The sequence below is a fragment of the Kitasatospora sp. NPDC056076 genome, from assembly GCF_042266305.1.
In the GTDB taxonomy this organism is placed as follows: domain Bacteria; phylum Actinomycetota; class Actinomycetes; order Streptomycetales; family Streptomycetaceae; genus Kitasatospora.
In genome coordinates, this window is record NZ_JBHJWG010000025.1 from 1 (window position 1) to 20,534 (window position 20,534).

The window sequence follows — 20,534 nt, forward strand, 5'->3', positions numbered from 1 at the left end:
GACGAGAAGTCCCGGCGCCCCTTCGGCGTACCCGGCCCGGCGGGCCGCGGCGGGGCCGGCGAGGACTACTCGTCCTCGGCCCCCTCCTGGCTCTCCCGGGTCGTGCCCGGCCCCTCCGGCTCGGCCGGCCGCTCGGCCGTCGCGTGCCCGGACACCGGCTTCTCGCCGGTCGGGCCGACGTTCTCCCGGCGGCGCAGGTAGCGCTCGAACTCGCGCGCGATGGCGTCCCCGGAGGCCTCCGGCAGCTCCGCCGTGTCCTGCGCCTCCTCCAGCTGCTGGACGTACTCGGCGACCTCGCTGTCCTCGGCGGCCAGCTGGTCCACGCCCAGCTGCCAGGCCCGGGCGTCCTCGCCCAGCTCGCCCGGCGGGATGCGCAGGTCCAGCAGGTCCTCCAGCTTGTTGAGCAGCGCCAGCGTGGCCTTGGGGTTGGGCGGCTGCGCCACGTAGTGCGGCACCGCGGCCCACAGCGTCACGGCCGGCACCCCGGCGTGGGTGCACGCCTCCTGGAGCACCCCGACGATCCCGGTCGGGCCCTCGTAGCGGCTCTCCTCCAGGTCCAGCCGGCGGGCCAGGTCCGGGTCGGAGGTGACCCCGCTGACCGGCACCGGCCGGCTGTGCGGGGTGTCGCCGAGCAGCGCGCCCAGGATCACCACCAGTTCGACGCCCAGCTCGTGCGCGAAGCCCAGCAGCTCGTTGCAGAACGAGCGCCAGCGCATGCTGGGCTCGATCCCGCGGACCAGCACCACGTCCCTGGTCACCGGCTCGGTCACCCGGACCACCGACAGCCGGGTGGTCGGCCAGGTGATCCGGCGGACACCGCCGTCCAGCCAGACCGTCGGACGGTTGACCTGGAAGTCGTAGTAGTCCTCGGCGTCCAGGGCGGCGATCACCTTGCCGCCCCAGGTCTCGTCCAGGTGGGCCAGGGCCGCGGAGGCGGCGTCGCCCGCGTCGTTCCACCCCTCGAAGGCGCAGACCATCACCGGGTCGATCAACTCGGGAACATCTTCCAGCTCGATCACCCAGCGTCTCCCTCCGGTCGGCGGTCGGACCGGCACCGCCCCGGCTGGCCTGCCGGGGCAACGACGGGCCGGCTGCCGCCTGTCGAACCTCTCGTCTCCCGTGGAACGGCTCGCTCCACGGTCCCTACCTGCCCAGCCTACGGGCTTTGATGCGCATGGCGGCCGGGCACCGGGACAGTCTGGGGGAGCGGACCGCCCCGATCCAGCGGATATCCGGCCCTCGGCGGCTGACGCGGCGTCAGGCGGCCCGGGGCGGACGCACGGTGCCTGACCGGCGACGCTGCGCCACGGGGAGCGGGCCGGGCGCCGCGGCGCGATGATGGGGGCGGGGCGGGCGGAAGGGGCCGACCGATGAACCGATGGCTGTGGATCGGCGCGGGTGCGGGCGCGGCGGCGCTCGCCGGGACCGCGCTGCTGGCGGTGGACCGGGCCGGGCGCCGGCTGCCGGTGGAGCACGTGACCGAGGGCGGGCTGGAACTCGCCCAGTCGCCCGGCGCGGTCTGGGAGGTGCTGACCGACATCGACCTCTACCCGGCCTGGCGTCCGGGCCTCACCCACGTCGAACGGCTGCCCGCCGGGGCCGGCGGGCGTCCGCGCTGGCGCGAGTACGACCGGCACGGGCACACCACCTACGAGGTGGTGGCCAGCGAGGCCCCGCACCGCCTGGTGACCGGCATCGCCGACCCGGACCTGCCCTACGGCGGCACCTGGACGTACCGGCTCACCCCGGCCGGGCCCGGCTGCTCGCTGACCGTCACCGAGCACGGCGAGGTCCGCAAGCCGCTGTACCGGGCCGTCTCGCACTACCTCTCCGGCGAGGACGCCACCGTGCACCGCTACCTGGGCGCCCTGGCCCACCGGATGGCGGCCTGAGTCGGCCCGAGCAGGGCGGAGCCTAGGAGGGGTCCACCCAGCCGCGCCGGTACGCCGCCCAGTTCTCCGGCGTCGCGGCGAAGTCCACGTACAGCGCGACCCCGAAGTTGGCCCGCCGCGGGTCCTCCCGGCCCAGGCCGAGGCGGACGCCCCGGACGGCCGCCGGGACGGTCTCCGCGTCGCCCCAGTGGCCCCACTTGTCGTCCCAGAAGAACGGCAGGCCGATCAGGAGGTCGACCTGCGGCGGGGTGGCCGCCAGGGCCAGCTCGGTCTGCCGGGCGACGTAGCCGCCGTACAGCGGCTCGGTCGGCATCGAGGTGTCGTAGGTCATCACCGCGATCTGGTCGACCCGGCGGGCGGTCTCCCGGAAGTACGCCTGGTCCCACCACTTGCCGTGGTCGGTGAGCAGGATGCCGGCCGTGTGCAGGCCGGGGACGGGGTCGATCTGCGGGGCCGCCACCGACAGCTTCGCGCCGCGGGCGGCCGTCACCGGGTGGACCAGGTCGAGCAGGGCGAGCCAGCCGGCCGAGCCGGGGCGGATCGGCTCCATGTCGAAGTGCACCCCGTCGAAGCCCTGGTCCAGCACCTGGACCGTGGAGGCGGCGACCCGCTCCCGGGTGGGCGCGTCGTCGAGGTCCAGCGCGTCCCGCTCGGGCTTGACCTCGTCCCCCAGCCAGCCCTGCAGCCGCACCCCCGGCAGTGCCCGGTGGGCGGCCTCGGTGAACCAGCGGGCCTTCGGGTGGACGGCGGGCGGCAGCGAGCCGTCGTGCTCCAGCGGCCCGGTGTGGACGTACAGGTCGCGCACGCCGGTGCCGGCCAGCTGCCGGGCCAGCGCGGCGACGTCGGCGTCGGTCTTGCGGCCGTCCACCCAGGCGTGGCCGAGCCAGACGGCGTCCCGGCCGCGGGTGCGGGCCTCGGCGGCCGGTTCACCCGAGTAGTGCAGCCGGATCGCGATGAACAGCGAGCCCAGCGCGGCGACCGGCACGGCCGCCGCCAGCCCCAGCGCCACCAGGGCGCGGCCCCACCACGGCAGGCCTCTCCAGCGGCGCAGCGGGGCCCCCAGGGCACGCCCGATCCGCCGCGCAACGGTCCCGAACCGGGTCATACGATCGCTCTCCCCTCGCGGTCGAGCGCTCAGGATACGGAATGCACCCGCAGGCCGGGCCGTGGGCCGGATACCCTGGCCACGTGCGGGCCCGAGCAAGCGGGCTCGCAAAGCCGACAGCCGTCGCACCAGGGAGACGCCCCATGGCCACTGCAGCCAACCCGTCCATCACTCAGCAGAGCCGCGCGAACGCGCTGCGTGAAGCGCTCGCCACCCGGGTGGTGGTGGCCGACGGTGCGATGGGCACCATGCTCCAGGCCCAGGACCCGACGCTGGAGGACTTCCAGAACCTGGAGGGCTGCAACGAGGTCCTCAACGTGACCCGGCCGGACATCGTCCGCTCCGTCCACGAGGCCTACTTCGCGGTGGGCGTGGACTGCGTGGAGACCAACACCTTCGGTGCCAACTTCTCCGCCCTGGGCGAGTACGAGATCGCCGAGCGCATCTTCGAGCTGTCCGAGGCCGGCGCCCGGATCGCCCGCGAGGTGGCCGACGCCCACGCCGCCGACGGCCGCACCCGCTGGGTGCTCGGCTCGATCGGCCCCGGCACCAAGCTGCCGACCCTCGGCCACGCCCCGTACGAGACGCTGCGGGACGGCTTCCAGAAGAACGCGGCCGGCCTGATCGCCGGCGGCGCCGACGCGCTGCTGGTGGAGACCAGCCAGGACCTGCTGCAGACCAAGGCCGCGATCCTCGGCTCCAAGCGCGCCCTGGCCGAGGCCGGACTGGACCTCCCGGTGCTGGTGCAGGTGACGGTGGAGACCACCGGCACCATGCTGCTCGGCTCCGAGATCGGTGCCGCGCTCACCGCGCTGGAGCCGCTCGGCGTCGACTACATCGGCCTCAACTGCGCCACCGGCCCGGCCGAGATGAGCGAGCACCTGCGCTACCTGGCCAAGAACGCGAGGATCGGCCTGTCCTGCATGCCGAACGCGGGCCTGCCGGTGCTCGGCAAGGACGGCGCCCACTACCCGCTCTCCCCGGCCGAACTGGCCGACGCCCACGACGTGTTCACCCGGGAGTACGGCCTCTCGCTGGTCGGCGGCTGCTGCGGCACCACCCCCGAGCACCTGCGCCAGGTGGTGGAGAAGGTCCAGGGCCGTCCGGTCGTGCGCCGCGAGCCGCAGCCCGAGCCCTCGGCCTCCTCGCTGTACCAGGCGGTGCCGTTCCGCCAGGACACCTCGTACCTGGCGATCGGTGAGCGCACCAACGCCAACGGCTCGAAGAAGTTCCGCGAGTCGATGCTGGCGGGCGACTGGCAGGCCTGCGTGGAGATCGCCCGGGACCAGATCCGGGACGGCTCCCACCTGCTGGACCTGTGCGTCGACTACGTCGGCCGCGACGGTGTCGCCGACATGAAGGAGATCGCCGGCCGGCTGGCCACCGCCTCGACCCTGCCGATCGTGCTGGACTCCACCGAGCCGGACGTGCTGCGGGCCGGTCTGGAGGCGCTCGGCGGCCGCGCGCTGCTCAACTCGGTCAACTACGAGGACGGCGACGGCCCGGACACCCGGTTCGGCCGGATCGCTTCGCTGGCCCGCGAGCACGGCGCCGGCCTGATCGCGCTGACCATCGACGAGCAGGGCCAGGCCCGCACCGCCGAGACCAAGGTCGCCATCGCCGAGCGGCTGATCGCGCAGCTCACCACCGAGTACGGCATCGACGAGGGCTCGATCCTGGTCGACTGCCTGGCCTTCACCCTGGGCACCGGTCAGGAGGAGTCCCGCCGGGACGGCATCGAGACCATCGAGGCGATCCGCGAGCTCAAGCGCCGCCACCCGGACGTGCAGACCACCCTGGGCCTGTCCAACATCTCCTTCGGCCTCAGCCCGGCCGCCCGCGTGGTGATCAACTCGGTCTTCCTGAACGAGTGCGTCGAGGCCGGACTGGACTCGGCGATCGTGCACGCCTCCAAGATCCTGCCGATGGCCCGGATCCCCGAGGACCAGCGCGAGGTCGCGCTCGACCTGGTCTACGACCGCCGCAGCGAGGGCTACGACCCGCTGCAGAAGCTGCTCCAGCTCTTCGAGGGCGTCTCCTCGGCGTCGGTCAGGGCCTCCAAGGCCGAGGAACTGGCCGCCCTCCCGCTGGAGGAGCGGCTGCAGCGCCGGATCATCGACGGCGAGCGCAACGGCCTGGAGGCCGATCTGGACGAGGCGCTGACGGAGCGTCCGGCGCTGGACATCGTCAACAGCACGCTGCTGGCCGGCATGAAGGTGGTCGGCGAGCTGTTCGGCTCCGGCCAGATGCAGCTGCCGTTCGTGCTCCAGTCCGCCGAGGTGATGAAGACCGCGGTGGCCCACCTGGAGCCGCACATGGAGAAGTCCGACGACGAGGGCAAGGGCACCATCGTGCTGGCCACCGTCAAGGGCGACGTCCACGACATCGGCAAGAACCTGGTCGACATCATCCTGTCCAACAACGGTTACAACGTGGTCAACCTGGGCATCAAGCAGCCGGTTTCGGCGATCCTGGACGCCGCGCAGGAGCACCGCGCGGACGTGATCGGGATGTCCGGCCTGCTGGTGAAGTCCACCGTGATCATGAAGGAGAACCTGGAGGAGCTGAACCAGCGCAAGCTGGCCGCGAGCTTCCCGGTGATCCTCGGCGGCGCCGCCCTGACCCGGGCCTACGTGGAGCAGGACCTGCACGAGATCTACGAGGGCGAGGTCCGCTACGCCCGGGACGCCTTCGAGGGCCTGCGGCTGATGGACGCGCTGATCGCGGTCAAGCGCGGCGTGCCCGGCGCGACCCTGCCGGAGCTCAAGCAGCGCCGGCACGCCAGGGTCGAGGTGGCGGAGCCGGAGCCCGAGGTCAACCTCGGCCAGATCCGCTCCGACGTCGCGCTGGACAACGCGCTGCCCGCCCCGCCGTTCTGGGGCGACCGGATCGTCAAGGGCATCCCCTTCGCCGACTACGCCTCCTGGCTGGACGAGGACGCGCTGTTCAAGGGCCAGTGGGGCCTCAAGGCCGCGCGCAACGGCGACGGCCCGTCCTACGAGGAGCTGGTGGAGACCGAGGGCCGGCCCCGGCTGCGGGGCTGGCTGGACCGGCTGCAGACCGAGGGCTGGCTGGAGGCGGCCGTGGTCTACGGCTACTACCCGGCCAACTCCAAGGGCGACGACCTGATCGTCTTCCACGAGGACGGCACCGAGCGGACCCGCTTCACCTTCCCCCGCCAGCGGCGCGGCCGCCGGCTCTGCCTGGCGGACTTCTTCCGCCCGGAGGAGTCCGGCGAGCGGGACGTGGTCGGCCTCCAGGTGGTCACCATGGGCAACCGGATCTCGGAGGCGGCCAACGAGCTGTTCGCCGGGAACTCCTACCGCGACTACCTGGAGCTGCACGGCCTCTCGGTGCAGCTGGCCGAGGCGCTGGCGGAGTTCTGGCACGCCCGGGTCCGCTTCGAGCTGGGCTTCTCCGGCGAGGACCCGCAGGACGTCAAGGACATGTTCGCGCTCAAGTACCGGGGTGCCCGCTTCTCGCTCGGCTACGGGGCCTGCCCCGAGCTGGAGGACCGCGCCAAGATCGCCGAGCTGCTCAAGCCGGAGCGGATCGGCGTGGTGCTCTCCGAGGAGTTCCAGCTCCACCCCGAGCAGTCCACCGACGCGATCGTGATCCACCACCCCGAGGCGAAGTACTTCAACGCGCGGTAATCCGTACGTCCCTCTCCGTTCGCTCTTTCCGGGCGAAGCGGGCGTATCCTGGATGATCCTGAACGGGCCGGTCCGCTGACCAGCGGGCCGGCCCGTGTCATCCCCGGGACCGTCCTGGGCGCAGCCGGAAGGACTTGCCATGACGACCAGCTCCACCGCCGCCCCGGCGCTCGACCTCGGGCGCGAGCCCGGCCTCCAGGCGGTGCTGCTGGACATGGACGGCACGCTGGTGGACACCGAGGACTTCTGGTGGCAGGCCGAGGTGACGCTCTTCGCCGAGCTGGGCCACCGGCTGGACGAGCAGGACCGGGCGCACGTCGTGGGCGGGCCGATGACCCGGGTGATGGAGTACCTGGTCGCCCGCACCGGGGTGGACATCGCCCCGGCCGACCTGGGGGCGCTGGTCAACCAGCGCTTCGTCGACCTGCTGGCCGGCGGGGTGCCGCTGATGCCGGGGGCCGAGCGGCTGCTCAACACCCTTGCCGCGCACGGCGTTCCGGCCGCACTGGTGTCCGCCTCGCACCGACACGTGATCGACATCGTGCTGCGCTCGCTGGGCGCCGAGCGGTTCGCCTTCACCATCGGCGGGGACGAGCTGCCGCGCACCAAGCCGTTCCCCGACCCGTACCTGGAGGCGGCCCGCCGGCTGGGCGCGGAGCCGGCCCGCTGCGTGGTCGTCGAGGACACCCCGACCGGGGTGCGGGCGGGCGAGGCGGCGGGCTGTCCGGTGATCGCGGTGCCCTCGGTGGCGCCGATCGAGGCGGCTCCCGGGCGGCTGGTGGTGCCGTCGCTGGAGCAGGTCGATCTCGAACTGCTGCGGTCGCTGGTCGCTTCGCGGGTGTGATTGTCATCTCATTGCGGCCGGGGTCTACTCGCCGGTAAGCGCCCCGGCCGAGGATCTCCGGGGGAGAAAACGGGCAATGGCTGACAACTCGTCGGGCGCGCCGTGATGCCCTCAACGACCGTGTCCCAAACGTCATCTGCACGGGTATCGGTCGTGCGTGTTCGATATGGCACGCTACTCGGGTTCGCGACACCCCCGAAGGACGCTCCCGTGAAGACTTCAGCTGAACGCCTGGCAGCACTCGGCTGCGCCGGTCTGGTCGCCGTGACGGTGGCCGGTTGCGGATCGGTCACCGACGCCGTCAAGGGGGACAGCGGCGGCAAGGCGATCACCATGGGGACCGTCCAGCTGACCGGCACCCTGGACCCCGCGGTGGTCTACGACTCCGGCTCCTGGCTGGTGCTGCGCAACGCCTTCCAGTCGCTGCTCACCTTCCCGGCCGCGGCCAGCACGCCCTCCCCGGACGCCGCGCAGTCCTGCGACTTCTCCGGCGGCGAGGCCACCGAGTACCACTGCACCCTGCGGCCCGGGTTGAAGTTCTCCAACGGCCACCCGCTGACCGCCGAGGACGTGGTGTTCTCGATCCAGCGGACCAAGAAGATCAACGACCCGAGCGGCCCGGCCGGCCTGCTCTCCTCGATCAAGAGCGTGGAGGCCAAGGGCGCCAATGAGGTGGTCTTCCACCTGGCCGCCCCCGACGCCACCCTGCCGGCCAAGCTGGCCTCCCCGGCCGGCGCCATCGTCGACCACCAGGTCTACCCGGCCGACAAGGCGCTGCCCAACGACAAGCAGGTCGGCTCCGGCCCCTACCGCGTGGACTCGGTCGAGGGCATGGCCGACGGCAAGCAGCTGGGCAAGGTCGTCCTGGTCCCCAACGACAAGTACAGCGGCGACGCCAAGCTGCGGAACAACAAGTTCACCGTCCGGTACTTCGACAAGCCCGCCGACCTCAAGGCCGCGCTGGACAAGGGCGACGTCGACGTCACCGACAACAGCCTGGAGCCCAACACCGCCGCCCAGATCCGCTCCGACCAGCAGGGCGGCAAGACCGACCTCCAGGTCGTCGAGGGCGACAGCAACGACACCCGCTCGCTGGTCTTCAACACCAAGGACCCGGTGATGAGCAACGTCGGCGTCCGCCAGGCCGCCGCCGCACTGCTCGACCGCAAGGCGCTCGCCCGCGACGTCTTCGCCCGCACCGTCCAGCCGCTGTACGCGATGGTCCCGGCCGGCGTCACCGGCCACACCACCGCCTTCTTCGACCGCTGGGGCGACCAGGACGTCGCCAAGGCCAAGAAGGCCCTGGTCGACAACAAGGTCCAGACCCCGGTCAAGCTCACCCTCACCTGGTCCCGCTCGCGGGCCGGCAACGGCGAGGCCGACACCTTGAAGAAGCAGCTGGAGACCGGCGGCCTGTTCCAGGTGACGGTCCAGCAGGAGCCCGACTGGGAAGCCTTCAAGAAGGGCTGGAACGAGGGCAAGTACCAGGCGTACATCGTCGGTTGGTTCGCCGACTACCCGGACCCGGACAACTACATCGCCCCGCTGCTGGTCGACGGCGGCACCTACCACACCGGCTGGGACGACCCGAAGATCAGCCAGAAGCTGATCCCGGACGGCCTCAAGCAGGCCGACCGCAGCGCCGCCTCGGCCTCCTACGCGCAGATCCAGCAGATCGTCGCGGAGAGCGTGCCGCTGATCCCGCTGTACCAGAACAAGGCCTTCTACGCGGCCCGTGCCAACATCACCGGCGTCGAGTCCACCGTCGACACCACCGGCTTCTTCCGCTTCTGGGAGATCAGCCGCAGCGGCAAGTAGCGCGCGACGCACGGCGGCCCGCCCGCTCCCCCCGGTGTCCCGGGGCGGAGCGGGCGGGCCGCCGTCGTGCTCCCCGGGCTACAGCGCGCCCGGCCGCACCAGACCGCTCTCGTAGGCGTACACCGCCGCCTGCACCCGGTCGCGCAGCTGGAGCTTGGTCAGCACATGGCCGACGTGGGTCTTCACGGTCGTCTCGCTGACGAACAGCTCGGCCGCGATCTCCGCGTTCGACAGCCCGCGCGCCACCAGCTTCAACACCTCCAACTCCCGCTCGGTCAGCGCGCTCAGCGCCTGCGGCGGCGCCTCCTCGCCCGAGGGCAGCTTGGTGGCGTACATGTCCAGCAGCCGCCGGGTGATGCTCGGCGCCAGCATCGCCGCGCCGTCCGCGACGACCCGGATCGCCTGCACCAGCTCCTCCGCCGGGACGTCCTTGAGCAGGAAGCCGCTGGCGCCCGCGCGCAGCGCCTCCACCACGTACTCGTCCAGGTCGAAGGTGGTCAGCACCAGCACCTTGGCCGGGCCGTCCCGCCCCGGGCCGGCGATCCGGCGGGTCGCCTCGACGCCGTCCATCCGCGGCATCCGGATGTCCATCAGCACCACGTCGGGCTGCAGCGCCCGGACCTGGTCCAGCGCCTGCTGACCGTCACCGGCCTCGCCGACCACCACGAGGTCCGACTCGGCCTCCAGGATCATCCGGAAACCGGTGCGCAGCAGCGGCTGGTCGTCGACCAGCAGCACTCGGATCGTCACTAGGACTCCTTGCTCATCGGATCCCCCGTGGGATCGCTCTCGTCCGACGTACGGGCCGGCCCGTCCGCGGTGCGGGCCGGCGGCACCGGCAGCGGGTACGGCGGCGGGGTGCCGCCGAACTCCGGGCAACTGGCCCGGTGGTCGCACCAGTCGCAGAGCCGGTTGCGGGTGGCCGGGAAGTCCCCGGTGGCCACCGCCTGCGCGATCCGCTCCCACAGGGCCTGCAGCTTGCGCTCCACCGCGAGCAGGTCGGCCTCGTCCGGGTCGTAGCTGACCACGTCCCCGCCGCCGCCCAGGTAGACCAGCTGGAGGCGCTTGGGGATCACGCCCTTCCAGCGCCACACCACCAGTGCGTAGAACTTCATCTGGAACATCGCCTTGCCCTCGAAGTCCCGCGAGGGCGCCCGGCCGGTCTTGTAGTCCACCAGCCGGACCTCACCGGTGGGGGCGACGTCCACCCGGTCGATGTAGCCGCGCAGCAGCAGCCCCGACTCCAGGGCCGTCTCCACGTACAGCTCGCGCTCCACCGGGTGCAGCCGGGTCGGGTCCTCCAGCCGGAACCACTGGCCGACCAGCTTCTCGGCGTCCGCCAGCCAGCCGGTCAGCGCCGCGCCGTCCGGGTCGTCCGGGAACAGCGAGCCCAGCTCCGGGCGCTCGCCCAGCAGCCGCTCCCACTGCGGGCGCAGCAGGCCCAGCGCCCGCTCCGGCGTCCGCTCGGCCGCCGGGCTGTCGAACAGCCGCTCCAGCACCGCGTGCACCAGCGTGCCCCGGGTCGCCGCCGGGCTCGGCGGCTCGGGCAGCCGGTCGATCACCCGCAGCCGGTACAGCAGGGGACAGGTGAGGAAGTCCCCCGCACGGGACGGGGACAGCCCGGTCGGGGGCGCCGCCGGGCGCGCCGGAGCCCCGGCGGCGCTGCTGGTGTCGGTCTGCTGCATGGCTACGACCCTATTGCCCTTTGCCGTCATCCCGCTGCCACCGGGCTGCCGCGCTGCCCCTTCCCGGCAGTCGGCCGGGGGCCGGTCCGGTCCGCGGCCGGTCCAGTGGGTATGAAGCCTGGCAGAGGGGCGCGCGCCGCCGGGTGGCCGCGATCACGTAGCGTGGGCGCACCGGGGCACGACGGCGGACGACCGAAGGGATCACGGTGAGCGACACCAGGGGGCAGCAGACCTCCGACCAGCCACCGCAGGACGGCGGACGCCCCGAGGGGCGCCCGCCGGAGCACGGCGGCGGCCTCCTGATGGGGCGGCCCTTCGGCGTGCCCATCTACGTCACCCCGTCCTGGTTCGTCATCGCCGCGCTGATCACCTGGGTGTTCGGCGGGCAGCTCGGCGACGTGCTGCCCGAACTCGGCAGCGGTGAGCGCTACCTGCTCGCGTTCTTCTTCGCGGTCGCCTTCTACGCCTCCGTCCTGGTGCACGAACTCGCCCACACCCTGGTCGCGCTGCGCTACCGGCTCGGGGTGCGGCGGATCCAGCTGCAGTTCTTCGGCGGCGTCTCCGAGATCGAGAACGAGGCCGGGAGCCCCTGGCGCGAGTTCTGGCTGGCCTTCGTCGGCCCGCTGCTGTCGCTGGTGCTCGGCGGGGTCTTCTACCTCGCGCTGCGCGCCGTCGAACTGTCCAGCGTGCCCGGGGTGCTGCTGACCGGCCTGATGGTCTCCAACCTGGTGGTCGCCGCCTTCAACCTGCTGCCCGGCCTGCCGCTGGACGGCGGCCGGATGCTGCGCGCGGTGGTCTGGGCGATCACCGGCAGGGCGATGACCGGCACCGTGGCGGCCGCCTGGATCGGCCGGGGCCTGGCCGTCGCGGTGCTGTTCGGCCTGCCGCTGGTCAGCGCCTCCCGCGGCGCCGAGCGCACCACCACCGACACCCTGGTGGACGCGGTGCTGGCCGCCGTGCTGGCCGCGATCATCTGGAACGGCGCCACCGGGAGCCTGCGCAACGCCCGGCTCAAGGAGGCGCTGCCCGCCCTGCGGCTGCGCGACCTCGCCCGCCGCACCGTCGAGGTCACCGCCGACACCCCGCTCGGCGAGGCGATGCGCCGGGCCCGCGAGGCCCAGGCCGGCGCGGTCGTGGTGGTGGACGGCCGGGGCGAGCCGATCGCCATCGTCCGGGAGTCCGCGGTACGGGCCGTACCGGAGCACCGCCGCCCCTGGGTGGCCGTCGGCCCGCTCGCCCGCGACCTCGAACCCGGGCTGCGACTGGACGCCGACCTCGGCGGCGAGGACCTGCTGCGGGCCGTCCAGGCCACCCCGGCGGGGGAGTACCTGGTGGTCGAGACGGACGGCCGGGTCTACGGCGTGGCCGCGCTCAGCGACATCGAACAGCGCCTCACGGCGGCGGTCTCCGGCCGCTGAGCAGGGCCTGGTGAGGCGGGACGCCCCGCTTCCCTTAGGATTGGCCGCATGTCCGAACCGACCGGTGCCGCCCGCCGACGCGGGCCCTTCCAGGTCGGGGACCAGGTCCAGCTGACCGACCCCAAGGGTCGCCACTACACGTTCACGCTCCAGGCCGGGAACCAGTTCCACACCCACAAGGGTGCGTTCCCGCACGACGAGCTGATCGGCGCTCCTGAAGGCACGGTCGTGCGCACCACGGGGAACGTCCCGTACCTCGCGCTGCGCCCCCTGCTCCCCGACTACGTCCTGTCCATGCCCCGCGGCGCCGCCGTGATCTACCCCAAGGACGCGGGGCAGATCCTGGCGATGGCCGACATCTTCGCCGGTGCCCGGGTGATCGAGGCGGGTGTCGGCTCGGGCGCGCTCAGCACGTACCTGCTGCGCGCCGTCGGCGAGCAGGGCCTGCTGGCCTCCTACGAGCGCCGCCAGGACTTCGCGGACATCGCCCAGGGCAACGTGGAGCGCTACTTCGGCGGCCCGCACCCGGCGTGGAAGCTGACCGTCGGCGACCTCCAGGACAACCTGGTCGAGACCGACGTCGACCGCGTCATCCTCGACATGCTGGCCCCCTGGGAGTGCCTGGACGTCGCCTCCCGGGCGCTCGTCCCCGGCGGTCTCATCTGCTGCTACGTGGCCACCACGACGCAGATGTCCAAGACCGTCGAGGCGCTGCGCGACCACGGCACCTTCACCGAGCCGCAGGCCTGGGAGACCATGGTCCGCACCTGGCACCTGGAGGGCCTGGCCGTCCGCCCGGACCACCGGATGATCGGCCACACCGGCTTCCTGCTCACCGCCCGCCGCCTGGCGGACGGCGTCGAGCCGCCGCTGCGCCGCCGCCGCCCGGCCAAGGGCGCCTACGGCGAGGACTACGACAACGGGGCGCCCGAGCCGTCCCTCCAGGAGCGCGCCGCGGCCCGCAAGGCGGCCCGCGACACCGACTCCGAGCAGCCCGACCTGGGCTGAGCCCGGCCGGAACAGCAGGGGTGGTGCGAGCATCGCGCTCGCGCCACCCCTTCGTCTTTCGGCCGGCGCGCCCTTCGGCTCCCCGGCCGCCGGCCCGCAGGCTCCGTGTGGGACGATGCTCGCTCACACGCTCCTGGAGCTCTGGAGGGGACGCCGGGTGGAGACCGCGGTCGGGACGACGGCGACGGCCGGACAGCAGACACCGCAGGGCCGCACCCGGCCCGGTCACGCGCGGACCGCACCCTGGCACTGGGCCCTCGCCCTGGCCGGCTGCGGCGCGGTGGTGGCCGCCGCACTCGCCGCCTCCCCGGCGACCGGCACCCCGCTGCCCGCCCGCGGCGGCGCCCCCAAGGCGCTCGCGGCCGGCGCGGCCCCCGATCCGGCCAAGGCCCAACTGCCCATGGACTGCGGCCCGTTCCCGGTCAGGACGGTGCTCAGCGTGCCCGCCGAACTGGGCGACGGCCGTCCCGGTACGGTCGTCGCCGCGCAGTGCGGCACCGACACCGGCACCCCGCCGGACTCCGTCTACCTGCTCGGCTTCGGCCCGGACCAGCGCCCGGTGGTGGTCGCCACCCTGCTGACCGACCGGGAGAACCTCACCCTGAGCCGGCTCACGGTGCGCTCCGACGGCGCCATCACCGGCCGCGCGCAGGGGTATTCGAGCGACGAGGTGCCGCGGTTCCGCCCCGACCTCTCACTCGACCTCACCTGGACGCACCGGGGCGGCGGCTGGGAACGCTCCCAGACCGCCGCCCCGGTCAGCGCGACCTGAACCCTCCGCGCGGCCCGAAACCCTATTCGGCGTCGGGCCCGTAGACCTCGACCCGGTCGGCGACCCGGCGCACGTGGATGCAGTCGCCGGGGCACTCCTTCGCCGAGTCCACCACGTCCTGAAGGAGCGTCAGCGGCACCGGGGCGGTCTCCCCGGGCTGCTGGCGCAGTTCGTCGTCCTCGCCCTTCACGTACGCGAGTCCGTCGATGTCCAGCTCGAAGACCTCCGGTGCGTACTGGACGCAGATGCCGTCGCCGGTGCACAGATCCTGGTCGATCCACACCTCCAGCTCGTCGGCCGCTGCCGCGTTCTGCTCGGTCACCGACATGGTCCCCTGCCGTTTCTGTCCCGGGTCGCCCCTATTCCGGGGGCAATCCCGCCATTCGTACAACGATCGGACCCACTACCGCGGTCGCGATCGGATATCACTTCGCCCGACGATACATCTGGCCCGCTTTGGGTGGTGCGCGGTGGGTATCCCCTTAGCAGAGGGGAAGCACGCTGGGGCGAAGATCGGACACGCCCGTTCCATCTTTCTTGATCTAGGGGTTTACGGACCCCTGGTCCCAGGTAGGGTCTGGAAGCGTCCAGCTCCCCGGAGGAGGTGAGGACCGTGGCAGCCCACGATGACGACTACAACCGCAGCACCGGCAGGCCCGCTCGTGGTTCCGACGAGGCCGCTCAGGTCTCGTACCTTGAGCAGGAAATCGCCGTACTGCGCCGCAAGCTCGCCGACTCGCCGCGCAATTCGAGAATCCTCGAAGAGCGGATCGTCGAGCTCCAGACCAACCTGGCCGGCGTGACCGCCCAGAACGAACGACTCGCCTCCACCCTGCGCGAGGCCCGCGACCAGATCGTGGCCCTCAAGGAGGAAGTGGACCGGCTGGCACAGCCCCCGGCCGGTTTCGGCACCTTCCTCGAGGCGAACGAGGACGGTACCGCCGACATCTTCACCGGCGGTCGCAAGCTCCGCGTCAACGTCAGCCCGAACGTCGCCCTCGACGAACTGCGGCGCGGCCAGGAAGTGATGCTCAACGAGGCCCTCAACATCGTGGACGCGATGGCCTTCGAGCGCATCGGCGAGATCGTCACCCTCAAGGAGATCCTCGAGGACGGCGAGCGCGCCCTGGTCATCGGCCACACCGACGAGGAGCGGGTGGTGCGCCTCGCCGAACCGCTGCGGGACATCACCGTCCGGGCGGGGGACGCACTGCTGCTGGAGCCCCGCTCCGGCTACGTGTACGAGGTGGTGCCGAAGTCCGAGGTCGAGGAGCTGGTCCTCGAAGAGGTCCCGGACATCGACTACCGCCAGATCGGCGGCCTGAGCAACCAGATCGAGCTGATCCGCGACGCGGTCGAGCTGCCGTACCTGCACGCCGACCTCTTCAAGGAGTACGAGCTGCGCCCGCCCAAGGGCGTGCTGCTCTACGGCCCGCCCGGCTGCGGCAAGACGCTGATCGCCAAGGCGGTCGCCAACTCGCTGGCCAAGAAGGTCGCCGAGGTCACCGGCCGCCCCCAGGGGAAGAGCTACTTCCTCAACATCAAGGGCCCGGAGCTGCTCAACAAGTACGTGGGCGAGACCGAGCGGCAGATCCGGCTGGTCTTCCAGCGGGCCCGGGAGAAGGCGAGCGAGGGCACGCCCGTCATCGTCTTCTTCGACGAGATGGAGTCCCTGTTCCGCACCCGCGGTTCCGGTGTCAGCTCGGACGTGGAGAACACCATCGTCCCGCAGCTGCTCGCCGAGATCGACGGCGTGGAGGGCCTGGAGAACGTCATCGTCATCGGCGCCTCGAACCGCGAGGACATGATCGACCCGGCGATCCTGCGGCCCGGCCGCCTGGACGTCAAGATCAAGATCGAGCGCCCGGACGCCGAGGCTGCGAAGGACATCTTCTCCAAGTACCTCAAGGACTCGCTGCCGTTCCACCCGGACGACCTCAAGGAGCACGACAGCTCCGTCGGGGCCACGGTGGCGGCGATGATCCAGTCGGTCGTGGAGCGGATGTACTCGGAGACCGAGGAGAACCGCTTCCTGGAGGTCACCTACGCCAACGGTGACAAGGAGGTCCTGTACTTCAAGGACTTCAACTCCGGCGCCATGATCCAGAACATCGTCGACCGGGCGAAGAAGATGGCCATCAAGGACTTCCTCGACCACGGTCAGCGCGGTCTGCGCGTCTCCCACCTGCTCGCCGCCTGCGTGGACGAGTTCAAGGAGAACGAGGACCTGCCGAACACCACCAACCCGGACGACTGGGCCCGCATCTCCGGCAAGAAGGGCGAGCGGATCGTCTTCATCCGCACGCTGGTCACCGGCAAGCAGGGCGCCGAGTCCGGCCGCTCGATCGACACTGTCGCCAACACGGGGCAGTACCTGTAAGCACGCGGTTGTCCGGGCCGGCGACGGTCCCCGGAGCTGTACGCACCCCGTCCGGCTGTGGCGCCTCGCGGCCCCGCAGCCGGACGGCGCGTCTCGGGGCCCGCCGTACGGCACGGAAATAGGCTCGACCCACCGTCCGCGGGCAGATGTCCGGCGCCGGTGTTGTTCAGCGGTACGTCAGCGTGTTCCGCCCGCCGGGGGCGGGGCACCGGGCAAGGAGGGCCGCATGACCGTACGGCGCGTGATGGGCATCGAGACCGAGTACGGGATCTCCGTGCCCGGGCACCCCAACGCCAACGCCATGCTCACCTCGTCCCAGATCGTCAACGCGTACGCGGCGGCGATGCACCGGGCACGGCGGGCCCGCTGGGACTTCGAGGAGGAGAACCCGCTGCGCGACGCGCGGGGCTTCGACCTCGCGCGCGAGGTGGCGGACGCCAGCCAGCTGACCGACGAGGACATCGGCCTCGCCAACGTCATCCTGACCAACGGGGCCCGGTTCTACGTGGACCACGCGCACCCCGAGTACAGCTCGCCCGAGGTGACCAACCCGCGCGACGCCGTGCTCTGGGACAAGGCCGGCGAGCGGATCATGGCGGCCGCCGCGCTGCGGGCGCTGGAACTGCCCAACGGGCAGAACATCCACCTGTACAAGAACAACACCGACAACAAGGGCGCCTCCTACGGCACCCACGAGAACTACCTGATGAAGCGGGCGACGCCGTTCGCCGACATCGTCCGCCACCTCACCCCGTTCTTCGTCTCCCGCCAGGTGGTCACCGGCGCCGGCCGGGTCGGCATCGGCCAGGACGGCTCGGCGAACGGCTTCCAGATCAGCCAGCGGGCGGACTACTTCGAGGTCGAGGTCGGCCTGGAGACCACCCTCAAGCGCCCGATCATCAACACCCGGGACGAACCGCACGCCGACGCCGAGAAGTACCGCCGGCTGCACGTGATCATCGGGGACGCCAACCTCTCCGAGATCTCCACCTACCTCAAGCTGGGCACCACCTCGCTGGTCCTGTCGATGATCGAGGACTCCTTCATCGCCTCCGACCTCGCGATCGACCAACCGGTGCGCACCCTGCACCGGGTCTCCCACGACCCGACGCTCAAGCACCTGATCACCCTGCGCAACGGGCGCAAGCTCACCGCCGTCCAACTCCAGCTGGAGTACTTCGAACTGGCCCGCAAGTACGTCGAGGACCGCTTCGGCACCGACGCCGACGAGCAGACCCTGGACGTGCTGGCCCGCTGGGAGGACGTCCTCGGGCGGCTGGAGCGCGACCCGATGTCGCTCTCCCGGCAACTGGACTGGATCGCCAAGCGGGAGATCCTGGAGGGCTACCGCAGCCGGGACGCCCTGGAGTGGGACAACCCGCGGCTGCACCTGGTGGACCTCCAGTACAGCGACGTGCGGCCCGAGAAGGGCCTCTACAACCGCCTGGTGGCCCGCGGCAGGTTCGAGCGGCTGCTGACCGAGGAAGAGGTCGAACGGGCCGTCTCCAAGCCCCCGGAGGACACCCGGGCGTACTTCCGCGGCCGCTGCCTGGAGCAGTACGCGGAGCACGTCGCGGCGGCCTCCTGGGACTCGGTCATCTTCGACCTGCCGGGCCGGGACTCGCTCCAGCGGGTGCCCACCCTGGAGCCGCTGCGCGGCACCCGCAACCACGTCAAGGAGCTGCTGGACCGCTGCCGCACGGCGGAGGACCTGCTGCGCGTCCTCTCCGGCGGGTAACTTTTCGATCACCACGGGTGAACGTCCGCCGAATGGGAATCATCCGGGGTGGCAGCGGGTGTTGGACAGGGAGCACCACCGGCAAACCGGGAGCGGCAGTCGCACCTTGTGTATAGGGTCGGTGCCAACCGGCAACGACCGACCGACCAAACCGTGCCAGACGATTCGAGCGGGGTGAGGGAAATGGCGAGCAAGGACACCGGCGGCGGCCAGCAGCGGGCAAACCGCTCCTCCGAGGAGGTCGAGGAGCAGGTCGCGGAAACCCAGAATTCCGACGACCTCAAGGAACGCCAGGAAAAGTTGAGCGACGACGTCGACGCGGTGCTCGACGAAATCGACGAAGTGCTCGAGTCGAACGCCGAGGATTTCGTCCGGGGATTCGTGCAGAAGGGCGGGCAATAGCCCGTACCCGGTCATCGGGAATTCACGGTCGTGACCGTCCGGGACGGTCGGGCGGCGCCGTCCGCCCGGCCGTCCCGGCACCGGCCCCTCCACGCGTTGGACGATGATCGTCGGCGGGTAGGGTGCGGGCAATGCGCGCTTCAAGCTACCTGGAAGGAATCGTGTGGAAGCCAACACTCGTGGCACCGGGCGTCTACCGGCTGCCTTCCTGACCCCGGGGTCCTCCTCGTTCCTGGACTTCCTCGCCGAGCACCGGCCGGAGCTGCTGCCCGGCCACCGCGGGCTCCCCGAGGGCTCCGTGGTCGAGGCCCCGCACGGGACCACGATCGTGGCCGCGGTCTTCGACGGCGGCGTGGTGATCGCCGGTGACCGCCGCGCGACCATGGGCAACGTCATCGCCCAGCGTGACATCGAGAAGGTCTTCCCGGCGGACGAGTACAGCGCCGTCGGCATCGCCGGCACCGCCGGCCTCGCGGTCGAGATGGTCCGGCTGTTCCAGCTGGAACTGGAGCACTACGAGAAGATCGAGGGCGCGGTGCTCTCCCTGGAGGGCAAGGCCAACCGGCTCACCACCATGATCCGGGGCAACCTCGGCATGGCGATGCAGGGCCTCGCGGTGGTGCCGATCTTCGCTGGTTACGACCTCGACCTCGGCCGCGGCCGGATCTTCAACTACGACGTCACCGGCGGGCGCTCCGAGGAGCACGGCTTCACCGCCACCGGCTCGGGCTCGGTCTTCGCCCGCGGCTCGCTCAAGAAGCTCTACCGCGACGACCTGACGGCCGAGCAGGCCGCCACCCTGGTCGTCCAGGCGCTCTACGACGCGGCCGACGACGACTCCGCCACCGGCGGCCCGGACCTCGCCCGCAAGATCTTCCCGATCGTCTCGCTGATCACCGCGGACGGCTTCCGCCGGCTCGACAACGCGGAGGTCGCGGCGATCGCGGTCGCCATCACCGACGAGCGCCTGACCCGGCCCAACGGCCCGCAGGCCCCGCTGATCTAGCCATCACCTCACAGGAAAGGGACGACCGCCGGTGTCGACACCGTTCTACGTCTCGCCCCAGCAGGCCATGGCGGACCGCGCGGAGTACGCCCGCAAGGGCATCGCTCGCGGCCGCAGCGTGGTCGTGCTCACCTACGCCGACGGCATCGTCTTCGTCGCCGAGAACACCTCCCGGGCGCTCCACAAGGTCTCCGAGATCTACGACAAGATCGCCTTCGCGGCGGTCGGCCGCTACAACGAGTTCGAGAACCTGCGCATCGGCGGCGTCCGCTACGCCGACCTGCGCGGCTACTCCTACGACCGGGCCGACGTCACCGCCCGCGGCCTGGCCAACGTGTACGCCCAGACCCTGGGCACCATCTTCTCCTCGGTCGGCGAGAAGCCGTACGAGGTCGAGCTGATCGTCGCCGAGGTCGGCCGCACCGCCGACAACGACCAGATCTACCGGCTCACGCCGGACGGCTCGGTCGTCGACGAGAAGAACTACGTCGTGGTCGGCGGCAACGCCGACTCGATCGGCAACTACCTGGGCCAGCGCCACCGCGCCGGACTGAGCCTCACCGAGGCGGTGAAGGTCGCGGTCGACTCGCTCGCCCGCGACCCCAACGGGGGCAGCCCGCGCGCCCTCACCCCGGAACAACTGGAGGTCGCGGTCCTCGACCGCCAGCGGTTCCAGCAGCGCAAGTTCAAGCGGATCCTGGGCAACCAGCTCGGCCGGCTGCTCGACGGGGACCAGTCCGCGGAGTCGGACGACGACGAGAACCCGGCGGCGAGCGCGCCGGAGTAGCAGTGCCTGCGGAGTCCCGTACGGCG

17 protein-coding genes are annotated in these 20,534 nt (G+C 71.7%); 12 read left to right on the forward strand and 5 right to left on the reverse strand.

What is annotated here, in order from left to right; genetic code table 11:
• Window positions 1–65 precede the first annotated feature (65 nt).
• Window positions 66–1,019 (reverse strand): PAC2 family protein, encoded by a 954-nt coding sequence (locus ACFC1T_RS21200; RefSeq protein WP_375890770.1) that lies wholly within the window; start codon window positions 1,017–1,019, stop codon window positions 66–68.
• A gap of 351 nt (window positions 1,020–1,370) precedes the next feature.
• Here ACFC1T_RS21200 and ACFC1T_RS21205 point away from each other — a divergent pair, with 351 nt between their 5' ends.
• Window positions 1,371–1,892: an SRPBCC family protein gene (locus ACFC1T_RS21205; protein WP_375890772.1), complete on the forward strand. Its 522-nt coding sequence runs from the start codon at window positions 1,371–1,373 to the stop codon at window positions 1,890–1,892.
• A gap of 22 nt (window positions 1,893–1,914) precedes the next feature.
• Here the strand turns inward: ACFC1T_RS21205 and ACFC1T_RS21210 are convergent, their stop codons facing one another.
• A complete protein-coding gene (locus tag ACFC1T_RS21210) occupies window positions 1,915–2,997 on the reverse strand; it encodes a hypothetical protein (RefSeq protein WP_375890774.1) in 1,083 nt (360 codons plus the stop codon).
• Window positions 2,998–3,140: 143 nt separating this feature from the next.
• On the opposite strand from ACFC1T_RS21210, the gene metH reads away from it, so the two are divergent.
• The 3 genes from metH to ACFC1T_RS21225 all read left to right on the forward strand — a co-directional run bounded on the left by metH (window position 3,141) and on the right by ACFC1T_RS21225 (window position 9,312).
• Window positions 3,141–6,650, forward strand: coding sequence for a methionine synthase (gene metH, locus ACFC1T_RS21215; RefSeq protein WP_375890776.1), 3,510 nt, complete (start codon window positions 3,141–3,143; stop codon window positions 6,648–6,650).
• Between the two features lie 139 nt (window positions 6,651–6,789).
• Window positions 6,790–7,494, forward strand: a complete 705-nt coding sequence (locus ACFC1T_RS21220; RefSeq protein ID WP_375890778.1) for an HAD family hydrolase — start codon at window positions 6,790–6,792, stop codon at window positions 7,492–7,494.
• A gap of 210 nt (window positions 7,495–7,704) precedes the next feature.
• Window positions 7,705–9,312 (forward strand): ABC transporter substrate-binding protein, encoded by a 1,608-nt coding sequence (locus ACFC1T_RS21225; protein WP_375890780.1) that lies wholly within the window; start codon window positions 7,705–7,707, stop codon window positions 9,310–9,312.
• 78 nt (window positions 9,313–9,390) lie between these two features.
• Here the strand turns inward: ACFC1T_RS21225 and ACFC1T_RS21230 are convergent, their stop codons facing one another.
• Entirely contained in the window at window positions 9,391–10,062 is a 672-nt protein-coding gene (locus ACFC1T_RS21230; protein WP_063346919.1) for a response regulator transcription factor, read from the reverse strand.
• Window positions 10,062–10,997 carry a RecB family exonuclease gene (locus tag ACFC1T_RS21235; RefSeq protein WP_375890782.1) on the reverse strand — a complete coding sequence of 312 codons (936 nt, stop codon included), beginning with the start codon at window positions 10,995–10,997 and terminating at the stop codon, window positions 10,062–10,064. The genes ACFC1T_RS21230 and ACFC1T_RS21235 overlap by 1 nt, the downstream gene beginning before the upstream one ends.
• A gap of 206 nt (window positions 10,998–11,203) precedes the next feature.
• Between ACFC1T_RS21235 and ACFC1T_RS21240 the strand changes: the two genes are divergently transcribed.
• The 3 genes from ACFC1T_RS21240 (at window position 11,204) to ACFC1T_RS21250 (ending at window position 14,195) form a co-directional block, all read left to right on the forward strand.
• The gene (locus tag ACFC1T_RS21240; protein ID WP_375890783.1) at window positions 11,204–12,415 is read left to right on the forward strand and encodes a site-2 protease family protein; all 1,212 of its coding nucleotides are present in this window, start codon (window positions 11,204–11,206) and stop codon (window positions 12,413–12,415) included.
• A gap of 48 nt (window positions 12,416–12,463) precedes the next feature.
• Window positions 12,464–13,423, forward strand: a complete 960-nt coding sequence (locus ACFC1T_RS21245) for a tRNA (adenine-N1)-methyltransferase (RefSeq protein ID WP_375890785.1) — start codon at window positions 12,464–12,466, stop codon at window positions 13,421–13,423.
• Window positions 13,424–13,580: 157 nt separating this feature from the next.
• On the forward strand, window positions 13,581–14,195 hold the full coding sequence (locus ACFC1T_RS21250; RefSeq protein WP_375890787.1) for a hypothetical protein: 615 nt from the start codon (window positions 13,581–13,583) through the stop codon (window positions 14,193–14,195).
• A gap of 22 nt (window positions 14,196–14,217) precedes the next feature.
• On the opposite strand, the gene ACFC1T_RS21255 is transcribed toward ACFC1T_RS21250, so the two are convergent.
• Window positions 14,218–14,523, reverse strand: coding sequence for a ferredoxin (locus ACFC1T_RS21255; RefSeq protein ID WP_375890788.1), 306 nt, complete (start codon window positions 14,521–14,523; stop codon window positions 14,218–14,220).
• Window positions 14,524–14,808: 285 nt separating this feature from the next.
• On the opposite strand from ACFC1T_RS21255, the gene arc reads away from it, so the two are divergent.
• The 5 genes from arc to prcA all read left to right on the forward strand — a co-directional run bounded on the left by arc (window position 14,809) and on the right by prcA (window position 20,508).
• Window positions 14,809–16,575, forward strand: coding sequence for a proteasome ATPase (gene arc / locus ACFC1T_RS21260; protein WP_375890790.1), 1,767 nt, complete (start codon window positions 14,809–14,811; stop codon window positions 16,573–16,575).
• A gap of 226 nt (window positions 16,576–16,801) precedes the next feature.
• Entirely contained in the window at window positions 16,802–18,313 is a 1,512-nt protein-coding gene (gene dop / locus ACFC1T_RS21265) for a depupylase/deamidase Dop (RefSeq protein WP_375890792.1), read from the forward strand.
• A 183-nt stretch (window positions 18,314–18,496) separates the two neighbouring features.
• Window positions 18,497–18,715 carry a ubiquitin-like protein Pup gene (locus ACFC1T_RS21270; protein ID WP_030286125.1) on the forward strand — a complete coding sequence of 73 codons (219 nt, stop codon included), beginning with the start codon at window positions 18,497–18,499 and terminating at the stop codon, window positions 18,713–18,715.
• 163 nt (window positions 18,716–18,878) lie between these two features.
• Window positions 18,879–19,721, forward strand: coding sequence for a proteasome subunit beta (prcB, locus tag ACFC1T_RS21275; protein WP_375890794.1), 843 nt, complete (start codon window positions 18,879–18,881; stop codon window positions 19,719–19,721).
• A 31-nt stretch (window positions 19,722–19,752) separates the two neighbouring features.
• Window positions 19,753–20,508: a proteasome subunit alpha gene (gene prcA, locus ACFC1T_RS21280; protein WP_375890796.1), complete on the forward strand. Its 756-nt coding sequence runs from the start codon at window positions 19,753–19,755 to the stop codon at window positions 20,506–20,508.
• Window positions 20,509–20,534: the final 26 nt, after the last annotated feature.

Coding starts and splice junctions, on each gene's coding strand:
- dop (WP_375890792.1), top strand. CDS start 16,802: ATGACCGTACGGCGCGTGATGGGCATCGAGACCGAGTACGGGATCTCC.
- ACFC1T_RS21220 (WP_375890778.1), top strand. CDS start 6,790: ATGACGACCAGCTCCACCGCCGCCCCGGCGCTCGACCTCGGGCGCGAG.
- ACFC1T_RS21210 (WP_375890774.1), bottom strand. CDS start 2,997: ATGACCCGGTTCGGGACCGTTGCGCGGCGGATCGGGCGTGCCCTGGGG.
- ACFC1T_RS21245 (WP_375890785.1), top strand. CDS start 12,464: ATGTCCGAACCGACCGGTGCCGCCCGCCGACGCGGGCCCTTCCAGGTC.
- ACFC1T_RS21205 (WP_375890772.1), top strand. CDS start 1,371: ATGAACCGATGGCTGTGGATCGGCGCGGGTGCGGGCGCGGCGGCGCTC.
- ACFC1T_RS21270 (WP_030286125.1), top strand. CDS start 18,497: ATGGCGAGCAAGGACACCGGCGGCGGCCAGCAGCGGGCAAACCGCTCC.
- metH (WP_375890776.1), top strand. CDS start 3,141: ATGGCCACTGCAGCCAACCCGTCCATCACTCAGCAGAGCCGCGCGAAC.
- ACFC1T_RS21235 (WP_375890782.1), bottom strand. CDS start 10,997: ATGCAGCAGACCGACACCAGCAGCGCCGCCGGGGCTCCGGCGCGCCCG.
- ACFC1T_RS21255 (WP_375890788.1), bottom strand. CDS start 14,523: ATGTCGGTGACCGAGCAGAACGCGGCAGCGGCCGACGAGCTGGAGGTG.